An 18,149-nucleotide genomic window follows, 5' to 3' on the forward strand; every position below is an offset into this window, starting at 1 on the left:
TCGACTCCGGCTTGCGAGGCTTCGTATAGCGCAGTGATGATCGGCGGATCAATCAGCGCGTTCATCTTTGCTACGATGCGTCCGCTACCGCCGTTGCGAGCATGCTCGGCTTCGCGCTGAATCAGCTCTAGCATCCGCTTTCGCAAACTGACCGGAGCAACAAGCAGTTTGCTATAGGACTGCTGCCGGGAGTAGCCTGTCAGGTAATTAAACAAATCGGTTAGGTCGGCTCCCAGTTCGTCGCGGCAGCTAAGTAACCCAATATCTGTATAGACTCGAGCGGTTCTGTGATTGTAGTTGCCCGTGCCGATGTGGACGTAGCGACGAATCCGTGTGCCCTCACGCCGCACTACCAGAACGACTTTTGTGTGAGTCTTGAGTCCTACTAACCCGTACACCACATGGACGCCGACATTCTCCAACTTGCGTGCCCAGTTGATGTTGTTCTCTTCATCGAAGCGGGCTTTTAGCTCTACTAGCGCTGCCACCTGCTTGCCGTTTTCGGCGGCATTAATCAGAGCGTTGACGATCGGCGAATCTCCTGAGGTGCGGTACAGCGTCATTTTAATCGCTAGCACATCTGGATCTTGCGCCGCCTGCGTGATAAAACGCTGTACGGTGCGGGAAAAGGAGTGGTACGGATGATGCACCATCACATCTTGCCGTCGAATAATGGCGAAGAGATCCTCTTCCGATTCCACAGGACCGTCTTCCCCAACTCGTCTCAACCGCGGCGGCACCGTTGAGGACCAGTCTGGATCTTTCAGGTGAGACAGCGGCAAATTCGCTAGCGCAAACAGATCTCGCAGACAGAGGATGCCCTCATTCTCATAAATATCTGCTTTATCGAGGTCCATCTCTTGCCGCAGCGTTTCCCGCACGGTTTCTGGCATGGAAGCGTGAATTTCTAAGCGGACAACCGAGCCACCGAATCGTCGTTTGCGGAGTTCTTGCTCGATCGCCTGTAACAGATCGTCTGCCTCATCCTCCTCCAATTCCAAATCGCTGTCGCGAGTGACGCGGAAGGGATAGTACTCCTGGATCTCCATTCCTGGAAACAGGTCAGCCAAATTGTGAGCAATGATCTGCTCCAGTGGCACCGCGATGTAGAGCGTCGGCAAGTCCTTTTGTGGCAACCGTAGCTCGTCTGGCAGAATCAGAAATCGCGGCAGCAGTCTTGGAACCTTAACTCTGGCAAACAAATCTTCGTTGCTGCCAGGATGCCGCAGCACAACCACTAGGTTCAGGCTGAGGTTGGAAATGTAGGGAAACGGGTGTCCGGGGTCGATCGCCAACGGCGTCAGCACCGGAAAGATTTGCTCCTGAAAATAGGTTTCTAGGTAGGCGCGTTGCTCTTGCATCAGGTCAATGTAGTCGAGCAAGTGCACGCCCTGTTCAACTAACTTAGGACGCACGACCTTCTGAAAATGGTGATGCTGCTGATTCACCATCGGACCGAGACGCTGACTAATTTTGTCGAGCTGCTCCTGCGCTGTCAGTCCATCGGCTGAGCGCTTGCTGACCTGCGCTTCTACCTGCTGCTTTAGTGCTGCCACCCGCACCATAAAATACTCATCCAGATTGGAGCTAAAGATGGCGAGAAACTTTAGCTGTTCCAGCAGCGGTGTCCGGGGATCGATCGCCTCGTGCAGCACGCGACTGTTAAACTCTAACCAGCTTAGCTCTCGGTTGAAGAAGGTCTGCGAATTTGTCAAATTAACCTCTTCGGTTGAAGTCTTCTTGCGTTTTGCCATGAGTGAGGGAGTGAAAGGTAAAGGGTGCAACGAGCCAGCCGCTAAAACACCTCATCTTCAATGCCGATCCACCACTCACCAAGATTCATCACAGCTTGGTGAATGTCTGCTAACTCCTCGGCATATTCATTCAGAGACAAGTCTTCGCGGCTCTCCTGCAATTTCTTCAACCGCAGTTGAGCTAAGAGCCAAGGTTTAGAGATGCCGTTGGTCTGCTCAATGTAGTGAGCTAAATCATTACTATTCATTGCAGGTATTCAGCTTACTTAATTAACAAAAACTGTACATCCATCCTATTAGTGAGGACGGCAAGAACAGGTTAAGAAACGTGCCCAAATCCCATTAAGGTTGAGCGCATACATTTCTTCATGGTGTGGGAGGAGGGCTGCTGAGACAAAATCTCGATCAGCGAGAAGTCATGCCAATCTGCCGAAAACCGTTCGGCGCGATCGCCCTCGTTTGTAGACCCTAGCCTAACCGGAGAGCCGTTTGGTCATCCTCTGCATTTGGTAGTGTAGAAGAGTGGGCGCGGCAAGACTGAAGGGACCATTTCCCTTGTGTCAGTTGTGAACAGGCGATCGCCGCCCTTAAATTAGCAAAAGAATGCCGTCAGCCTAAACAAGTGCTTGCTGAATATTTGCTGAATATTGGATCATATCAGCGGTGGAGATTGAAACGATTAAGCGATCGCTCAGCATCAGCGATCGCTTAATAATCACGTTGTGGTTTGTAATGTTATGCGTCCGCGTCGATCGCGATCTGTCGCTTCGCGTGGATATTTTTCATGTGCTTCTTAACCGTGTTTTGACTGATGAACAGTTCGGACGCAATTTGTTTGTACGTATAGTTTGCGCGATACCGCATCCAGACATCGGCTTCACGCGGAGTCAGCCCATATTTCTGTCCTTCCGTGATCGCCAAATTGTGAAGCGACTGCCTCCGGTCTTCGAGCGTCACCAGAATGCAAGGACGCTGGGCAGCTTCTAGCTGTAGCCACTGCACCCGAACTCGATAGGTAGCAGACTCTTGTGCCGTGATTTCGTTCTCGATGATGATTGCCTGATCAGCGTAGAGGCTGAGGCTATTAATAAGCGCTTCACACGCTCGCCAAATTTCCTGAGGAATTCGGTTTGATTGTGCCGCCACACTGGAGAGCTGACGGCAAATTTTACGAGCGCAATCGTTGGCATGTAGCCATTCGCCTTGATCCGTCAAAATAAGAACTCCATCCATTAATCCCTCTAGCACAGCTTGAAGCAGGGACGGTTTTTCCAACGTTGAAGTCAAGGTATTCATCGGTTTTAATTAGGGGGCTAGATGAATAATCTGTAGCGTTTTCAGGGACGTTTTAGACTAAATTTAACGTTGTTAACTCCGCGATCGCGGGCGTCCGTTCCGGAAGGGAACAGTGTGGTTTTATGAAGAAGAACACGCATGAACGACTCTATAGTTTTCGATCGCTTTAAAGTTTCTACCGAGTTTGGGTGATGGCAATGGATGATTTACACAATCAACAAAGGGCTAACTAAACTGCTACAATGCTCGGTCAAATAGTTAAATTCTCGATCGCATGGCAGTCACCCTGACTCAACGATTAACGGCTTACGCAGGCGGGGCCATTCAGCAAACGCTATCGCTGACAGCAGAAGAGCGGACGCGATCGCGCCATCGCTTTGACATGCCAGATGGACAGGTCGTATTCCTACAGCTGCCCAGAGGCACGGTCCTTCAAAACGGTGACGTGCTTCAATCCGACGATGGACAGCGGGTACAGATTATTTCTAAAGCGGAACCTGTCCTTACCGTGCAGGCCGAAACGCCGCTGGCGCTGCTGCAAGCCGCTTACCATTTAGGCAACCGCCACGTACCCCTGGAAATTACGTCAGCCTATCTGCGGCTGTCTCCTGACCCAGTACTGCGCGATTTATTGCAGCATCGAGGCTTACAAATCACCGAAGAAATGCAGCCATTTCAGCCAGAAATGGGAGCCTATGGACATAGCCATTAGCGCTTAATTCTTGCGATCGACCGTTAGCTAATAGCGGTTTGTGATATTTGTGTACAGTGCGTTAGAACTACTTGAAGAATGCTTGGTTTGTAAGAAGCGAGGCAGCACATTACTGACTGTATCTTCTAGTAAATAATTACTACTAACCGATTAGCTCATGCCAGTAAATTCTCTCTGTTGCCATTACTCATGTTGAATTCTTTGGCGCTGTTGCGCTTACTTCAGTTGGCAAGTCCGGCGCTTCCGATCGGTGCATACAGCTACTCCGAAGGATTAGAGGCGCTCGTGTACAGCGGCAAGCTTGTTAATGCTGCACAACTAGAGCATTGGCTAACTCAAGAGTTGCGCTATGGAGGCATTCGGCTAGAAGCAGCGGTGATGGTGCGCAGCTATGAGGCGACTCAGAAGGACGATCGCGCCCAACTCCAGTTCTGGAATCGCTGGCTATCTGCTGCCCGAGAAACCGAAGAGTTGCGGCTGCAAAGCTGGCAAATGGGACGATCGCTGCTGCGATTATTTCAGGACGTAGAGCCGCAGTGGGCAGATGCGCTCTTGGTCGCGGCACTGCGGCAAGAAAACGGCTGCAACGCTGCGATCGCGTTTGGGCTGGTGGCAGCGTATTGGCAGATCGATCTGTCATCGGCGCTGCTGGGCTATTTGCACAGTTGGGCAACCAACTTAGTTGGCGCCGGGATCAAACTCATTCCGCTAGGACAGACTGCCGGACAGCAAACGCTACTAAATCTGCACGCGGTTCTCAAATCGGTAGCACAAGAAGTTTTGGCTCTGGATGACGACGATCTAAGCAACTGCGGCTGGGGACTCGCGATCGCCAGCATGACGCACGAAACCCAATACTCCCGCCTATTTCGCAGTTGAAATTCTGTTCGGCGGCTCTCTGTTTCTAACCTTCAGGCATCAGTTATGCCACCAAGGTTATGCAGCCAAAGTTATGCCGCCAAATACGTATTCACTCGCATCAACAAGTCGTCAAAGTCGATGGGTTTGCAGATCAAATCGTTCGCCCCAAAGCGGATGCCCTGTCCTCTCCATTCTGCATCGAACGCCGTGACCAACAGGATTGGCAATCCAGACAGATCAAGGGTTTGTCGAATATGCTGCGTCACTTCGTAGCCGTTCATATCAGGCATCATCACGTCCAGAAGCACCAAATCTGGCGGCGCAGTTTGAATCTGGCGCAGCGCCGATTGACCACTCAATGCGGTATCGACTGCAAATCCTTCTGATTCCAGGATGGTTTGCAGGAGGAAGATGTTGTCGGCAACATCATCAACGACTAAAATGCGACAGCCTTGAGGGGGACACACAGAGCACTTCCACGGGGATGAGTATTGTTGCTTATTATGCTTAGCTAGCCAGTCTTTCACGTCTGGCTCCGGGTAGAAATCTGTTTTCGCTAGGTAGAGCGTACCGATGTGTGGAAAACATCCGTCTTTAGAGAGATCACTCACGCCCCGTTGCCCGTCGGATGATAAAGAGAGTTTTGCCGTCACGTCAGTTAGCCGTTGCGATAAAAGGTAGAAACCGTTGGAGCTAAGCCAGACAGAAACGCGTGAGTTCGCAGGCTTCCAGCTGATTCCGCGTCTCGCCAGCCTATTTGCGATCGCGATGGGTAGCATCGTGCTACTTGGTTGGGCGCTGAATATCCAACTTCTAAAGGGCGGCTTTCTCAGCGACGCTGCCACGATGAAAGTAAACACCGCGATCGGAGTTTTGCTGTTAGGTGTTGCGCTGTGGTGCCAAGAAGCGGCGGTTGGGGGAAATTCAAACAACTCTCTTGGCAAGCGCTCCACGAACCCCATTCAGAATTCAACCTTTAGAACGCTCCTGACCCTTTTACCCGTTCTGATCGGTGCCCTGACTCTGCTGCAATACCTGTTCGGTTGGGAGTTGGGCATCGATCAGCTACTGTTTCAAGAGGACCCGAAGTTGCTTGATACGCTTCGTCCTGGGCGTATGGGGTTTAATGCAGCGCTGAATCTGGTGCTGGCAGGAACTGCCTTGCTGCTGCTAAGCCACCGCCACGAACGCAGCGTTTGGGCAGGACACGGGCTAGCACTCGCGGCAGGGTTTGTGGCACTGCACGCCATCATTGGCTATGCCTACGGCGCAAAAATCGTTTATCACTTGAGCCTCTACACAACCGCAATGGCGCTTCATACAGCGCTGACGTTTGCGGTGCTGAGTGTGGGATTGCTCTTTTTGCACCCCCACCAAGGACTGATGCAGCCATTGACCAGTGGCTTAGAGGGTGGCTACGTTGCGCGGCGGCTGTTGCTAGCGGCGATCGTGCTGCCGTTGCTGCTGGGCGGGCTGCTTGTCCGAGGCTATCAGTTTAACTATTACGATCCGCAGTTTGGCATGTCGCTTTTAGTGCTGCTGCTCACGGTTAGCTTTACGGGGGTAACTTGGCAGGGCGCGCGCTTGCTGAACCGCAACGCGCTGAAGCGCCAGCGGCTAGAACACAGTCGGCACCAAGCAGAGGTAGAACTGCGCGAGAGTGAAGAGCGGTTCCGGCTGATGGTCAGCACGATCGGAGACGTGTTTTGGATGTCTGATCCGCAGGCAGAGCGGTTAATCTATGCCAGTCCAGCCTACGAGAGACTTTGGGGACGATCGCTCAGCGATGCTGAAATCAACTACCGGGGTTGGCTAGGGGCCATTCATCCGGACGATCGCGGACGGGTGGCGCGGTCGCTGCGTCAAACTCTGAACGGCAGCACCTATGACGAGGAATATCGCGTCCTGCGCCCAGACGGCAGCATTTGCTGGGTGCACGATCGCGGCTTTCCGGTGCTGGCAAGGGGGGAGATGCAATTGATCAGCGGCGTGGCGCAAGACATCACCGAGTCGAAGCAAGCGAAGCAAGAGCGGGAGCAACTGCTGGAGCGGGAGCAAGCTGCCCGGATTGAAGCCGAAACGGTTAAAAATCAAATTGCGGGAATTCTCGCCAGCATCACCGACGGCTTCATTGCCTTCGATCGTCACTGGAATTTTACCTACCTGAACGATGAGGGCGCTCGAACGCTAGGGCGTCCGGTGGCGGATCTGATTGGCAAGAATATATGGGATGAGTTCCCAGAGCTGGCAGAAACGAACTTTGGTCAGCTTTACCAGCGGGCAGTTGCCGAAGGCGTCACGCAAGAGTTGGAGAGCTATTACGCACCCTTCGAGTCGTGGTTTTCTGTGCGAGCCTATCCGTCTGAGGTGGGCTTGTCGCTGTACTTCCGCAACGTGACCGATCGCAAAACGGCTGAGCTGGCGCTGCGCGATCGCGATGAGCAACTGAAGTTTGCGCTTCATGCCGCTAACGCCGCTTCGTGGAGCTGGGATTTAGCTGCGAACCACGTTGTCCTGACTGTCCTCTCTGATGAATACAGCGACCTGCACGGATTTGAGCGCGGTACCGTAATCAGCTACGATCGCTGGCTGGAGCAGCTGTTTGAGCCAGACCGCGCCACGGTCGATCGTCACATTCGCGCGGCGATCGAGCAGCAGACCGGAATCGACATTGAGTTTCGCGTGCAGCATCCGGAGCGCGGCATTCGCTGGCTAACCGCGATCGGGCAAATCCTCTGCGACTCAAAAGGGTATCCGGTTCGGCTGTCGGGTCTGACGCTGGACGTGACCGATCGCAAACGCACCGAAGTTGCCCTACGGGAAAGCGAAGAGCGATTCCGTGACCTCAGCGACTCGGCTCCGGTGCTGATCTGGATTAACGGGGCTGATGGCGGCTGCGAGTTTGTCAATCGGGCGTATTTGGAGTTCTTCGGCAAGCGACTAGAGGACGTGCAGTCATTCAACTGGGCTCCAAGTCTGCATCCCGATGATAAAGATGCCTATCTCTCGACCTACTTAGACTGCGTCAGAGAGCGCAAACCCTTCCGGGCACAGATGCGGGCACTACGAGCAGACGGAGAGTATTGCTGGCTGGAGTCCTGTGGGGTGCCGCGATTCAATTCAGTGGGCGAATTCCTTGGCTTCGTTGGCAGCAGCTCAGACATCACCGAAATCAAGGAAGCCGAAGCCGCGCTGCGCGAGAGCGAAGCTAAACTGCGACAGCTTGCCGACTCCATGCCCCAGTTTGTGTGGGAAACCGATGCCAATGGAACGGTCACTTACACCAATCGGCGCTGGCTAGAATACAGCGGGCTGACGCTGGAGCAGACCCGCGACCCTGAGGCGATGGGTCGAGTCATTCACCCCGACGATATGCTCCTGATGTGGGAGCGGTGGGCAACTGCATTCGCAGATAAAACTGAGTTTCAGGTCGAGTTCCGCGCCCGCCCGCCCCACGGCGACTACCGCTGGTTCCTCAGCCGCAGCGTTCCCGTCAATGACGATCAGGGACGCTTGCTTCGCTGGTACGGCACCTCAACCGACATTGAGGACCACAAACGCGTCGAAGTCATGCTGCAGCAGCGGGAGGATGAACTTCGCATCATCACGAATACGGTTCCTGTCCTGATTTCCTACGTTGATTCTGAAGAACGCTATCGCTTCAATAACAAAGCCTACGAGGACTGGTTTGGACATCCGGCTAGCGAAATTTATGGTAAGCATGTCCGGGAGGTGGTGGGTGACAGCGCGTATGACGTCATTCGTCCAGACATTGAGGCAGTGCTGTCAGGGCAAGAAGTCACTTACGAACGTGAGGTTCCTTACCGCAATGGCGGCACGCGCTACATTAATGCGTCTATGATTCCTCGGTTCAATCAGCAGGGGCAGGTGGAAGGCTATGTTGCCCTCATCCGCGATGTTACTGAGCAGAAGTTGGCAGAGGATGCACTCCAGCAGAGTGAAGAGCGCTATCGATCGCTGATCTCGGCAACAACCTCAGTCGTGTGGTCTGTGGATGCGGACGGTGCATTTGTGGTGCCGCAGCCAACCTGGCAGACCTACACCGGGCAGACTTGGGAAGACTATCGCGGCTTTGGCTGGGCAGAGGCGCTGCATCCCGACGATCGCGATCGCATTGTCGCCGCGTGGGTGGACGTGCGAAATCATCCCCGCATGTACCAAATCGACGGACGCCTCTGGCACGCGCTGAGCCAGTCCTACCGATACTTTGAGGCGCGAGGCGTGCCGATATTTAACGCCGATGGCACGGTGCGCGAATGGGTTGGGACACTAAACGACGTGCACGATCGCAAGCAAGCCGAAGCCGCGCTGCGCGAGAGCGAGTCGCGCTACCGGACTCTGACCGAAGCCATGCCCCAATTTGTCTGGACCGTCAACCTCGACGGTAGCTTAGAGTACGCGAACCAAGCTTGGTGCGACTATTCGGGCATTGCGCCCGATCGACTTTCCTTCGAGAATTGGGGCATAGTGACTCACCCGGATGACCTGCCCCACGTGGCGGAGACGTGGCAGCGCAGCAACGAAGCCGGAACGCCCTACACGCTTGAAATGCGGGTGCGTAAAACCGATGGCTTGTACCACTGGATCTTGGCGAAGGGCGTTCCAATTAAAGACGAAACGGGTCGCGTTCAGAAGTGGATTAGTGCGGCTGCCGACATTGACGACCTCAAGCGCACAGAGGCGACGCTGCGGCAGGCTCAGTCGCGGCTGAATCTGGCACTGGAAACTACGAGCACCTACCTGTGGGAGCGCGACCTCGCTACCGATGTCCTGACGTTCTCCAACACCTTTAGCGCAACAGAGCCGCTGGTGATGTCGTATGCTGACATGCTGAAACAGGTGCATCCGGACGAGCGCGCCTTCGTTCATGCGGCATTTGATCGAGCAATTCACGATCGCAGCGCCTTTGAGATTCAGCATCGCGCTTGGTTCAACACCGAGACGCCGGAGTACCGCTGGTTGCTGGTGCGGGCAAACGTCATCACTGACGAATCCGGTAGCCCAATCCGCGTTGTGGGTGCGTCGGTGGATATTCACCAAACCAAGCAAGCCGAAGCGGCACTTGCCGAAAGCGAAGCGAAACTGCGATTGTTTGTCGAATCCAATCTAGTCGGGATTCTCTACGGCGATATTTACGGCGGCATTCACTTTGCCAACGATGCGCTGCTCCGGATCATCGGCTACACGCGAGCGGATCTAGACGCAGGCAGTATCCGCTGGGATGCCATTACGCCGCCAGAGCATCTGCCGATCGACGCTGAACGAATCGCCGAGGCGACCGAACGCGGCTTGTGTACACCCTACGAAAAGGAGTACATCCGCAAAGACGGTACACGAGTCTGGGTACTGATTGGTTACATTCTGCATGGTGAAAAGCGGGATCGATCGATCGCCTTCATCCTGGATATCACCGATCGCAAGCGGGCAGAGGCAGAGCGCGATCGCTTCTTCAATCTGTCGCTGGACATGATGGTAATCGTCAACTTCGACGGCTATTTCGAGCAGCTAAATCCTGCTTGGGAACGCATTTTGGGCTGTTCGATCGAGGAAATCAAAGCGCAGCCCTTTAGAGAATGGCTGCATCCGGACGATCGAGAAGTCACCCAGCGCGAAATGCAACGACTATTAAGCGGTGATGCGGTGATTGGCTTCGAGAACCGCTACCGCTGCAAAAATGGTTCGTACCGCTGGCTCGATTGGTACGCGGTATCTGTGGTGGAAGAACAGCGCATCTATGCGGTGGCTCACGATGTCACCGATCGCAAGGCGATCGAGGTGAATATTCGTCAACTTAATGAAAGCTTGGAGGATCGCGTTCGACAGCGCACCGCCGAACTCGAAGCAGCAAACAAAGAGCTGGAGTCGTTTTCCTACTCGGTCTCTCACGATTTGCGGGCACCGCTCAGACACATCGCTGGCTTCGCCGATCTCCTCCGAAAGCAGCTCGGAACGACGACCCTAGATGAAACGAGTTTGCGCTATCTTACGATCATCTCTGATACGACTCGCCAAGCAGGTATTCTCATCGACGACCTGCTGACCTTTTCTCGCATGGGACGCACCGAAATGCGGTCCATCACGTTTAATATGGCGCAACTCGTGCGGGAAGTCATTCGCGAACTCGAACCCGAAACAACCGGACGCATCATTCACTGGACACTTGTGCCCTTACCAACGGTCCAAGGTGATCCGTCCATGCTCAAGCTCGTACTCCGTAATCTCGTCGAAAACGCACTGAAGTACACGCGCCTGCGGACACAAGCCGACATTGAAATTGGCAGCATCAATCACCCCAGCGAAGATGTATTCTTTGTACGAGACAACGGTATTGGCTTTGATATGCGCTACGTGCATAAGCTGTTTGGAGTTTTTCAGCGACTTCATACGGCAGATCAGTTTGAGGGGACTGGAATTGGGTTGGCAAACGTGCAGCGAATTGTTCAGCGGCACGGGGGCCGGGTTTGGGCAGAGGGTGAAGTCGATCGCGGCGCTACCCTTTATTTTTCCTTGCCAAAACAGCCCGAAGGGAAATCCGGCAGAGTTGGAACCTCTACCCGTGGAGAGGACGTTATCGGAGCCTCTATCGATGGAGGCGACGTTTAATGCGGATGAGTTAACTACGCAAACGCGATACGTTACAGATAAACCGAGTGAGGGTGTTGGAGTTGAGACGGATTGGGAATCGATGACTGAATTGAAGCGAATGCTACTAGTCGAAGACAGCAGCAACGATGTAGAGCTAATTCTAAACTCTCTAGCAGAGAATCACTTGGCGAATGAAGTGATCGTCGTGCGCGATGGTGAGGAGGCACTAAATTATCTCTACGGGCGCGGAATGTTTCGCCTCCGCACGGGCGGCAATCCGGTTGTCATCATGTTGGATCTGAAACTGCCTAAAGTGGATGGAATGGAGGTGCTGACACAGCTAAAAGCAGACCCAAACTTGCGATTAGTTCCGGTGGTGGTGCTAACCTCTTCCCGCGAAGAACCCGACCTGATCCGCTGCTACGAATTAGGCGCGAATGCCTATGTCGTCAAGCCGATCGACTTCTTGGAATTCGTGGATGTGATCAAGCAAGTAGGGCTGTTTTGGGCTGTTGTGAATCAGCCGCCGCCCGGATCAGTGCCCTCGGCTAGAGGGTGAAGGATGACGGAAATTACGAGTTCAAACTCATAATTCTTAATTTCCGAATTCCCTAATTCAACAGGTAATTGCCAATGACAGCTCTACGGTTCCTGCTACTAGAAGACAGTCTGCTCGACAAAGAACTGATTCAAGCAGTGCTGGACGAGGGCGGATTGGCATGTGAACTGGTGCGGGTGCAGACCCGTGATGAGTATCTCAAGGCGATCGCTACTGACCACTTTGATTTGATTCTGTCTGACTACTCGCTGCCTGCGTTTGATGGCATTTCTGCCCTGGAAATTGCGCGAGAGCAGTGCCCAGACATGCCGTTTATTTTTGTAACGGCAACGCTGGGAGAGGAGTTGGCGATCGAAACCCTCAAGCGTGGCGCAACCGATTATGTCCTGAAGCAAGGATTGGGGCGGTTGGTTTCATCGGTGCGGCGGGCGCTGCGAGAAGCGCAGGAGCAGCACGATCGCAAGCTAGCAGAGCACGCTGTGCGCGAACACACAGAGCGACTGCGGCTGCTCTACGACACCACGCGCGATGTGCTGACTCAGCAACCGCTGGAGCTGATCGCCAACGTGTTTCGCAAGCTACAGGAGCCGCTGGAGCTGGATGTGTACTTTCACTATCTAGTGGACTATGACCAGCAAAAGCTTCGGCTCGCGGCATACGCAGGCATTTCTGAGCAGGTTGCCCACGACATCGAATCGCTCGACTTTGGACAAGCCGTATGCGGCACCGTAGCGCAGCAGGGCAAGCAGATGATTTGCCCAAATGTTCAGCTAACTACCGATGTTAAAACGGAGGTTATTCGATCGCTTGGCATCAGGACTTACTCCTGTCAGCCGCTTCGGGCGCAGTCGGGCTTGTTTGGCACGCTGTCGTTTGGTAGCCGCTGCCGCACGCAGTTCACTCGCGATGAAACGGATTTAATGCAAGCCGTTTGCGACCAGATGGCGATCGCGATCGAGCAGTCGCGGCTGATTGCCTCGCTACAACAGCGCACCGAGCAGCTAGAGCAAGCAAACCGGATCAAAGATGAATTTCTCGCGGTGCTGTCTCACGAGCTTCGCACGCCGATGAATCCGATTCTGGGCTGGGCGAAGCTGCTGCGATCGCGCCCTCAGGACCCGATTACGACCGCTCGCGCGTTGGAGACGATCGAGCGCAATGCCCACATCCAAACTCAACTGATTGAAGATCTCTTAGATGTTTCCCGGATTCTGCGCGGTAAGCTTTCCTTAAACTTTGGTCCTGTTGACTTGGTCAACATCATCAACGCCGCTTTAGAAACGGTACACCTTACGGCGGAAGCGAAGTCCATCCAGATTACGTTTTCTCCGTCGCTGGCTGCTACCTCTTCATCCCCGATTCTCGTTTCTGGCGATGCTGGTCGCTTGCAGCAGGTTGTCTGGAACCTCCTCTCTAACGCCGTCAAATTTACGTCAGAGGGCGGGAAAGTGCACGTGACGCTGGAAACAGGACGCGGGGAATGCAGGCACGGGGAACTGAATGAAAACTCATCCCTGACCGCTCACTCTTCAAGTCCCCGCTACGCTCAGATCGCTGTCACCGACACAGGCAAAGGGATTACGCCCGATTTTTTACCGCATGTGTTTGATTATTTTCGTCAGGCAGATGGCGGCACGACGCGCAGGTTCGGCGGATTGGGCTTGGGGCTGGCGATCGTCCGGCACCTCGTGGAGCTACACGGCGGCGCGATCCAAGCCACTAGCGAGGGTGAGGGACGCGGAGCGACATTTACCGTCCGGCTACCGCTGCTCCGGACGGTAAACGCGTCCCCTGATAGTCTCTCTAGCTCTCCGCTTTTAGCGTCGCACGCCTCCCCCCTCGCGGGCATACGCGTTCTTGTGGTTGATGATGAACCAGATACTCTCGATTTCATTTCGCTGCTACTAGAGCAATCGGGGGCACAGGTAGCCGTTGCAACCTGCGTGAAGGAGGCGATGACTGCGCTCCAAACGCTTCCTCCAGACATTTTAGTCAGCGATATTGGTATGCCGGAGGAAGACGGTTATAGCTTGCTTGCTCGCCTGCGATCGCTGGAGCCGCATGGAAAAGCCATTCCTGCTATTGCGCTCACAGCTTACGCGCGCTCTGAGGACCGCGATCGTGTACTCAAGGCTGGCTTTTACAGCCATCTTACGAAACCTGTTGACCCAGTGCGCCTGATTGAATCGATCGTGGATGCCCGGAAGCATCGCGTATCGTAATTTCAAATTTTAGCTGAAGCACGCTTAATATCTCCGCAAAGCTTGGTATCAATTGACTCCTCTGCTTCTCCGGGTTTGCGTAACACCTTCTCCACGTGTGCTTGGCTGCGCCATGCCAAAAATTACTGGGTAATCAGTGTTCACACGGATGACTAGACATAAAACTTCTAACGGTGTTGTTACACTGTTTATTTAGCCGTGAAAAAAGCCAAAGATCTTAGTTTCTTTCAGCAAAATATCGGATGCACAAATTTTGTTTTCAGTTTGTATCGTTTGTCGCATCGATAGAAATACCTAAATCTTCATATTATCTTCACGCTTGAAAATGCTTCTTCACAATCTGTACACCTAAAAATTTGATTATCCGGATTACGTTAGACGCAGGTAGTCAAGAAGCGCATCGAGGCTACGCTCTAGCAGCTCTTCAGGGTTTTCTGTAGAAGTTTTTACAATGAGCAGTCGATCATGACAGCATCCACACTGAGAAAGTCCCCATCTTCTGTATCCGCGTTGACGTCTATGGTGCTGCCAGCAACTCTGCTTGCTGGAACCATCTTCTCCGCGTTAACGTTGCCCCTGGCTATGTTTGGTTCCGAACCTGTTAATGTCCAGCTAAAAGAAGAATCTGTGTTTGATGGAAGATTGAAAGACATTGCGGCTCCTTACCTGGGCTTAGCAACGTTTTTCAGCTTAGGAGCGGGAGCTGCTGGCGTCGCGATCGCTGGATGGCGCCACTCCTCACGTCGGTCTCAACATATCGAGCAAACCCTCTCTGGCGTGCAGCAGCAACTGCAAACCAAAGAATCTCAACTTGAAGAAGTGCTCTTGTCCCATTCCTCGCTGGCAGCATCTGGACTCGATGGGTTTCTACAAGATAGCCCCGCTAAATCAGAGCCGTCCATTCACCACTCACCTGTTTCAGCAACCCATCCGGAGCATTCGATCGCACAGCCGATTGTTTTTGCAACCGAGGAAGTTCAGGTTAAAGGATTGCCATCCGGCTACACCACCACTCACGCCATTGCCCCATTGCCAGCCGCTCAAGCCTTTTTAAGCTTTACCCATGCTGGCGATTCTGAGAAATCTGCTCCGCAGGTGTGGATTGAGCCGTCAGAGCCGTCCCCCAGCTTGCGGGAGCTGCAAGAGCAGCTTCAGCAGGTTCTGTCCCACATGGAACTGCTTCAGAGTTCTCTGGAACCTAGCCAGCACGGCTCTGCGGTATCTACCGCCAAGCCTAAGTACGTTGAGCCGAATGCGTCATCGAGCATCGGTATGCGAAAGTTAGCCTCGTAGATCATTTGCCGCATCTGGGTGCACGTAGGGACCGTGGATTAAATAACGTGAGATAGTCGCCGCGGCTGTCTGGGACAGGTAAAATGCCACCCCACAAAACTTGCACCTTATTGAATCCAGCGTCCTTAGCTAGGTGAACAGCACTACTCTCTTGAAAAATACTGAGAACGCATTACCCTTATCAGTTTCAGCATCCTAGCTGAGTTGGATTCAGGGTGCAATGCACCCTGAATCGATCTAAATTAATGATCTCGATGCGAACGTATCCTAGCGGAAATAGGCATCTACAGACAGTGGAACTGTCGTTTGTCTGAGGTCTGGATTGAGTGGTGACACAGGTTCAGCCGGGTCTACTCGACGATCGCTAACCTTCTCCAACGCAGGAGGAGCCGTCGTTCCAGTTGGCAGGCTCGCCGAAATTGTTTGACTGGCTTGCGCGTACCACTGCCCATCCGTCGTGAAGCGAACGCCCTCTCCCGCCAAATTTTTACCTCGATCGTCTAGCGGCTGTTTCAGCCGCTGCGATCGATTCGAGGGATCAGTGACTGCAAGGAAGGTCACGGTTGGGCTGGGCTGCAGGCGCGACTCGGTTTGCGGCTGCGATTGCTGCCATGCCTCTTGATAGCGCCCATCTGGTGCAACCTGCCACAGGCTGAGCGTCGTTTGCCAGCGTCCGTTCTGAACTTCGGCGACCTGGCGCGCCAAGATCGAGTAGTTCGGGGGTTCGCTGGTAGAGCTAGACTGAGCCGCAGACGTTAAATAGCGAATTCCCTGGACGGTAATCTGGGTGCGATCGGGAAGGTTTGTGCTGCCGGAGACTTGGTAAACGCCCGGACGCTCAGCAGACGCGACCTGCATCGTTAGTTCTAAATCCGGCGATTGTGCAGTGGTACAGCTCCACAGCGTCAGCAGCAGCGCTCCACTGATGACTCGACGTAGCCAGTGGGCTAGTTTAGCGGAGCAGAGGATAGAAGACAGTAGAGACATAGTAGGGAGCTAGTGATACAGCAGTTTCTAGTGATGATTTGGGTAGCTGAGATTGGTAAGTGGTCCTGGGCTAATTACCTCTTTCCAAACCTACTGAGTTCAACTGGAATTTTTCCTGAAGTTAGCGCACTTCCACAGAAGTTGTTGTCAAATTCCACTCAATCGAGTGAAATGTAAAGCAATTCGGAATTGAACAGGCGGTCTAGTATTGAACGGGCGGTTTAATTTATGTCTGAAGTCCAGTCTGCATCATCGGTTAGATTGTGGCATGCTTGCGTGCTGGGTGTATCTAGCGTGGTGCTAGCGAAAGGCGCGCTGGCGAATCCGGCACTGCCCTCTCCGACCGCTCAGCCGATGGCTCAGGAGCGCGTTGATGCATCGATCGCCGCTGCTTCCCGCTCCACGCCACCTGCACGATCGCAGGGCAGCGCTCAATCAGTCGCCGGTGGTGAAGATGCGTTAATCCAGCAGATGACCGGTCGATCGGTAGCACGACCAGTCCAGCCAGCGCAGCCGTCTGCCCCCAAGTTCACGCCGCTGTCTCCTTCGGCACCGCCTGTTGCGGCAAAAACAGCGCAGCCGACCCAGACTGCCCCTGTCCTCGTGACAGTTGGAACAAATTCCGATGCGACGCTACCCCTACTGGGTCCAGCGCGATCGCGCCCCTGCGTTGCAAGCTGCTACCAGTCCTCGCCAGTAGCACAATCAGGTGTGACACCTCTGCCGTCAGTTGAGCCAGCAACGCCGCTGCCAGCAACGCCGCCCAGCGGCGGGACAATTAATACTCAGCCGCTGGAATCTGCGCCTGCGGCAGGACGAATCACCCCGAATCGACCGCTAAATGCAGCATCCTTGACGGTTCAAGGCGTGTATCTCTATCAGGGCGATGAGTCATCGGCGCGGGCACGACTGACGGCGGTGTATCCCCTGACGCCGCGACTGCTGTTTGGTGCAGTGATTGATCTCACCGATGGTAACGCCTTCGCAGATTCGCGAGAGCAGGGACTGAATGTAACGGAGCTGTACTTAGCCACCTCGATCGCCGATTTGCCCAATCTGCGGCTGGTGGTGGGTCAGTTGGATTTGACCTCGTATTTCGATCGCAACAGTTTTGCTAAAGACGCCGCTACGCACTTCTTCAATCCGGTGTTTCAAACGAACCCGGCGCTTAGCGCTACGGGAATTGCGTCCCGACCTGCTGCGCTGGTGAACTGGGCAGTGACGGACAACATTGAGGCAAAGGTGGCGGTGTTCTCGTCATCACGCAGCGTCAGCAGTTTTGCTTTGGATGGGTTTGCGGGCGAGTTGGGCATCCGCTACGGCAACTTGATTGTGCGCGGCACTTATGTCAGCGATCGTGATGCTGGATCGCGCGATGGGTTCCGTGAAATTTTTCAGATTCCTCGGGGCGATCGTACGGGTCCGCTGCGGGACGACCGGGAAGAATCTTACGGCATCAACGCGGAACTATTTATCCCCAATCTGAAGATGGGTATTTTTGGGCGCTATGGGCACTACGACAACCTGGACCTGAATCGGGGCGGTGACACTTACAGCGCAGGTGTGAACTTCTTAGATGTGTTTTCGCCCTCCGATCGATTGGGGATTGCGTACGGTCGCGGCTTGTCGAACGATAACCTGCGGCGGCGATCGGACGATAAGGTGCCCGACGTGCTGGAACTGTTTTACGATTTTCGGGTGCTGCCTAACCTACGCTTGGGCTTGATGGTGCAGCAGCGCAATGATTTTTCGGAGACGATCGCAGGATTTAGAGTCCGAACGGAATTTGAGGTCACTCCACTCAGCCGAGTGATTCAGTAAACAGAAACAGACAGGGATTGTACACGCTACGTGGATGT

Annotated in this window: 12 protein-coding genes; 7 read left to right on the forward strand and 5 right to left on the reverse strand. The window is 53.9% G+C overall.

Annotation, left to right across the window (positions count from 1 at the left end):
• The 3 genes from ppk1 to H6F43_RS20230 all read right to left on the reverse strand — a co-directional run.
• On the reverse strand, positions 1-1,754 hold a 1,754-nt coding region (gene ppk1 / locus H6F43_RS20220), incomplete at its 3' end, for a polyphosphate kinase 1 (protein ID WP_190344837.1).
• Between the two features lie 41 nt (positions 1,755-1,795).
• Positions 1,796-2,002 (reverse strand): hypothetical protein, encoded by a 207-nt coding sequence (locus H6F43_RS20225; RefSeq protein WP_190344839.1) that lies wholly within the window; start codon positions 2,000-2,002, stop codon positions 1,796-1,798.
• A 487-nt stretch (positions 2,003-2,489) separates the two neighbouring features.
• A complete protein-coding gene (locus tag H6F43_RS20230; RefSeq protein WP_190344841.1) occupies positions 2,490-3,050 on the reverse strand; it encodes a helix-turn-helix transcriptional regulator in 561 nt (186 codons plus the stop codon).
• Positions 3,051-3,324: 274 nt separating this feature from the next.
• On the opposite strand from H6F43_RS20230, the gene ureE reads away from it, so the two are divergent.
• Together ureE and H6F43_RS20240 are read left to right on the forward strand one after the other, a co-directional pair.
• On the forward strand, positions 3,325-3,762 hold the full coding sequence (gene ureE / locus H6F43_RS20235) for an urease accessory protein UreE (protein ID WP_190344843.1): 438 nt from the start codon (positions 3,325-3,327) through the stop codon (positions 3,760-3,762).
• A gap of 189 nt (positions 3,763-3,951) precedes the next feature.
• Positions 3,952-4,641, forward strand: coding sequence for an urease accessory protein UreF (locus H6F43_RS20240; protein ID WP_190344845.1), 690 nt, complete (start codon positions 3,952-3,954; stop codon positions 4,639-4,641).
• A 71-nt stretch (positions 4,642-4,712) separates the two neighbouring features.
• On the opposite strand, the gene H6F43_RS23275 is transcribed toward H6F43_RS20240, so the two are convergent.
• Complete coding sequence (locus H6F43_RS23275; protein ID WP_347272447.1) at positions 4,713-5,090, reverse strand: response regulator; 378 nt, start codon at positions 5,088-5,090, stop codon at positions 4,713-4,715.
• 220 nt (positions 5,091-5,310) lie between these two features.
• On the opposite strand from H6F43_RS23275, the gene H6F43_RS20250 reads away from it, so the two are divergent.
• From H6F43_RS20250 to H6F43_RS20265, 4 genes are all read left to right on the forward strand, one after another.
• Positions 5,311-11,247, forward strand: coding sequence for a PAS domain S-box protein (locus tag H6F43_RS20250; RefSeq protein ID WP_242025803.1), 5,937 nt, complete (start codon positions 5,311-5,313; stop codon positions 11,245-11,247).
• An 82-nt stretch (positions 11,248-11,329) separates the two neighbouring features.
• Entirely contained in the window at positions 11,330-11,788 is a 459-nt protein-coding gene (locus H6F43_RS20255) for a response regulator (RefSeq protein ID WP_190344858.1), read from the forward strand.
• Between the two features lie 74 nt (positions 11,789-11,862).
• Entirely contained in the window at positions 11,863-14,010 is a 2,148-nt protein-coding gene (locus tag H6F43_RS20260; RefSeq protein ID WP_190344851.1) for a response regulator, read from the forward strand.
• Between the two features lie 582 nt (positions 14,011-14,592).
• Positions 14,593-15,303: a hypothetical protein gene (locus H6F43_RS20265; protein WP_190344853.1), complete on the forward strand. Its 711-nt coding sequence runs from the start codon at positions 14,593-14,595 to the stop codon at positions 15,301-15,303.
• Positions 15,304-15,570: 267 nt separating this feature from the next.
• Here H6F43_RS20265 and H6F43_RS20270 read toward each other — a convergent pair whose 3' ends face one another.
• The gene (locus H6F43_RS20270) at positions 15,571-16,290 is read right to left on the reverse strand and encodes a hypothetical protein (protein WP_190344854.1); all 720 of its coding nucleotides are present in this window, start codon (positions 16,288-16,290) and stop codon (positions 15,571-15,573) included.
• Between the two features lie 276 nt (positions 16,291-16,566).
• Between H6F43_RS20270 and H6F43_RS20275 the strand changes: the two genes are divergently transcribed.
• Positions 16,567-18,111, forward strand: coding sequence for a carbohydrate porin (locus H6F43_RS20275; protein WP_199290485.1), 1,545 nt, complete (start codon positions 16,567-16,569; stop codon positions 18,109-18,111).
• Positions 18,112-18,149: the final 38 nt, after the last annotated feature.

Origin of the sequence: Leptolyngbya sp. FACHB-36 (assembly GCF_014695955.1) — a bacterium.
In the GTDB taxonomy this organism is placed as follows: Bacteria; Cyanobacteriota; Cyanobacteriia; order Leptolyngbyales; family Leptolyngbyaceae; genus FACHB-36.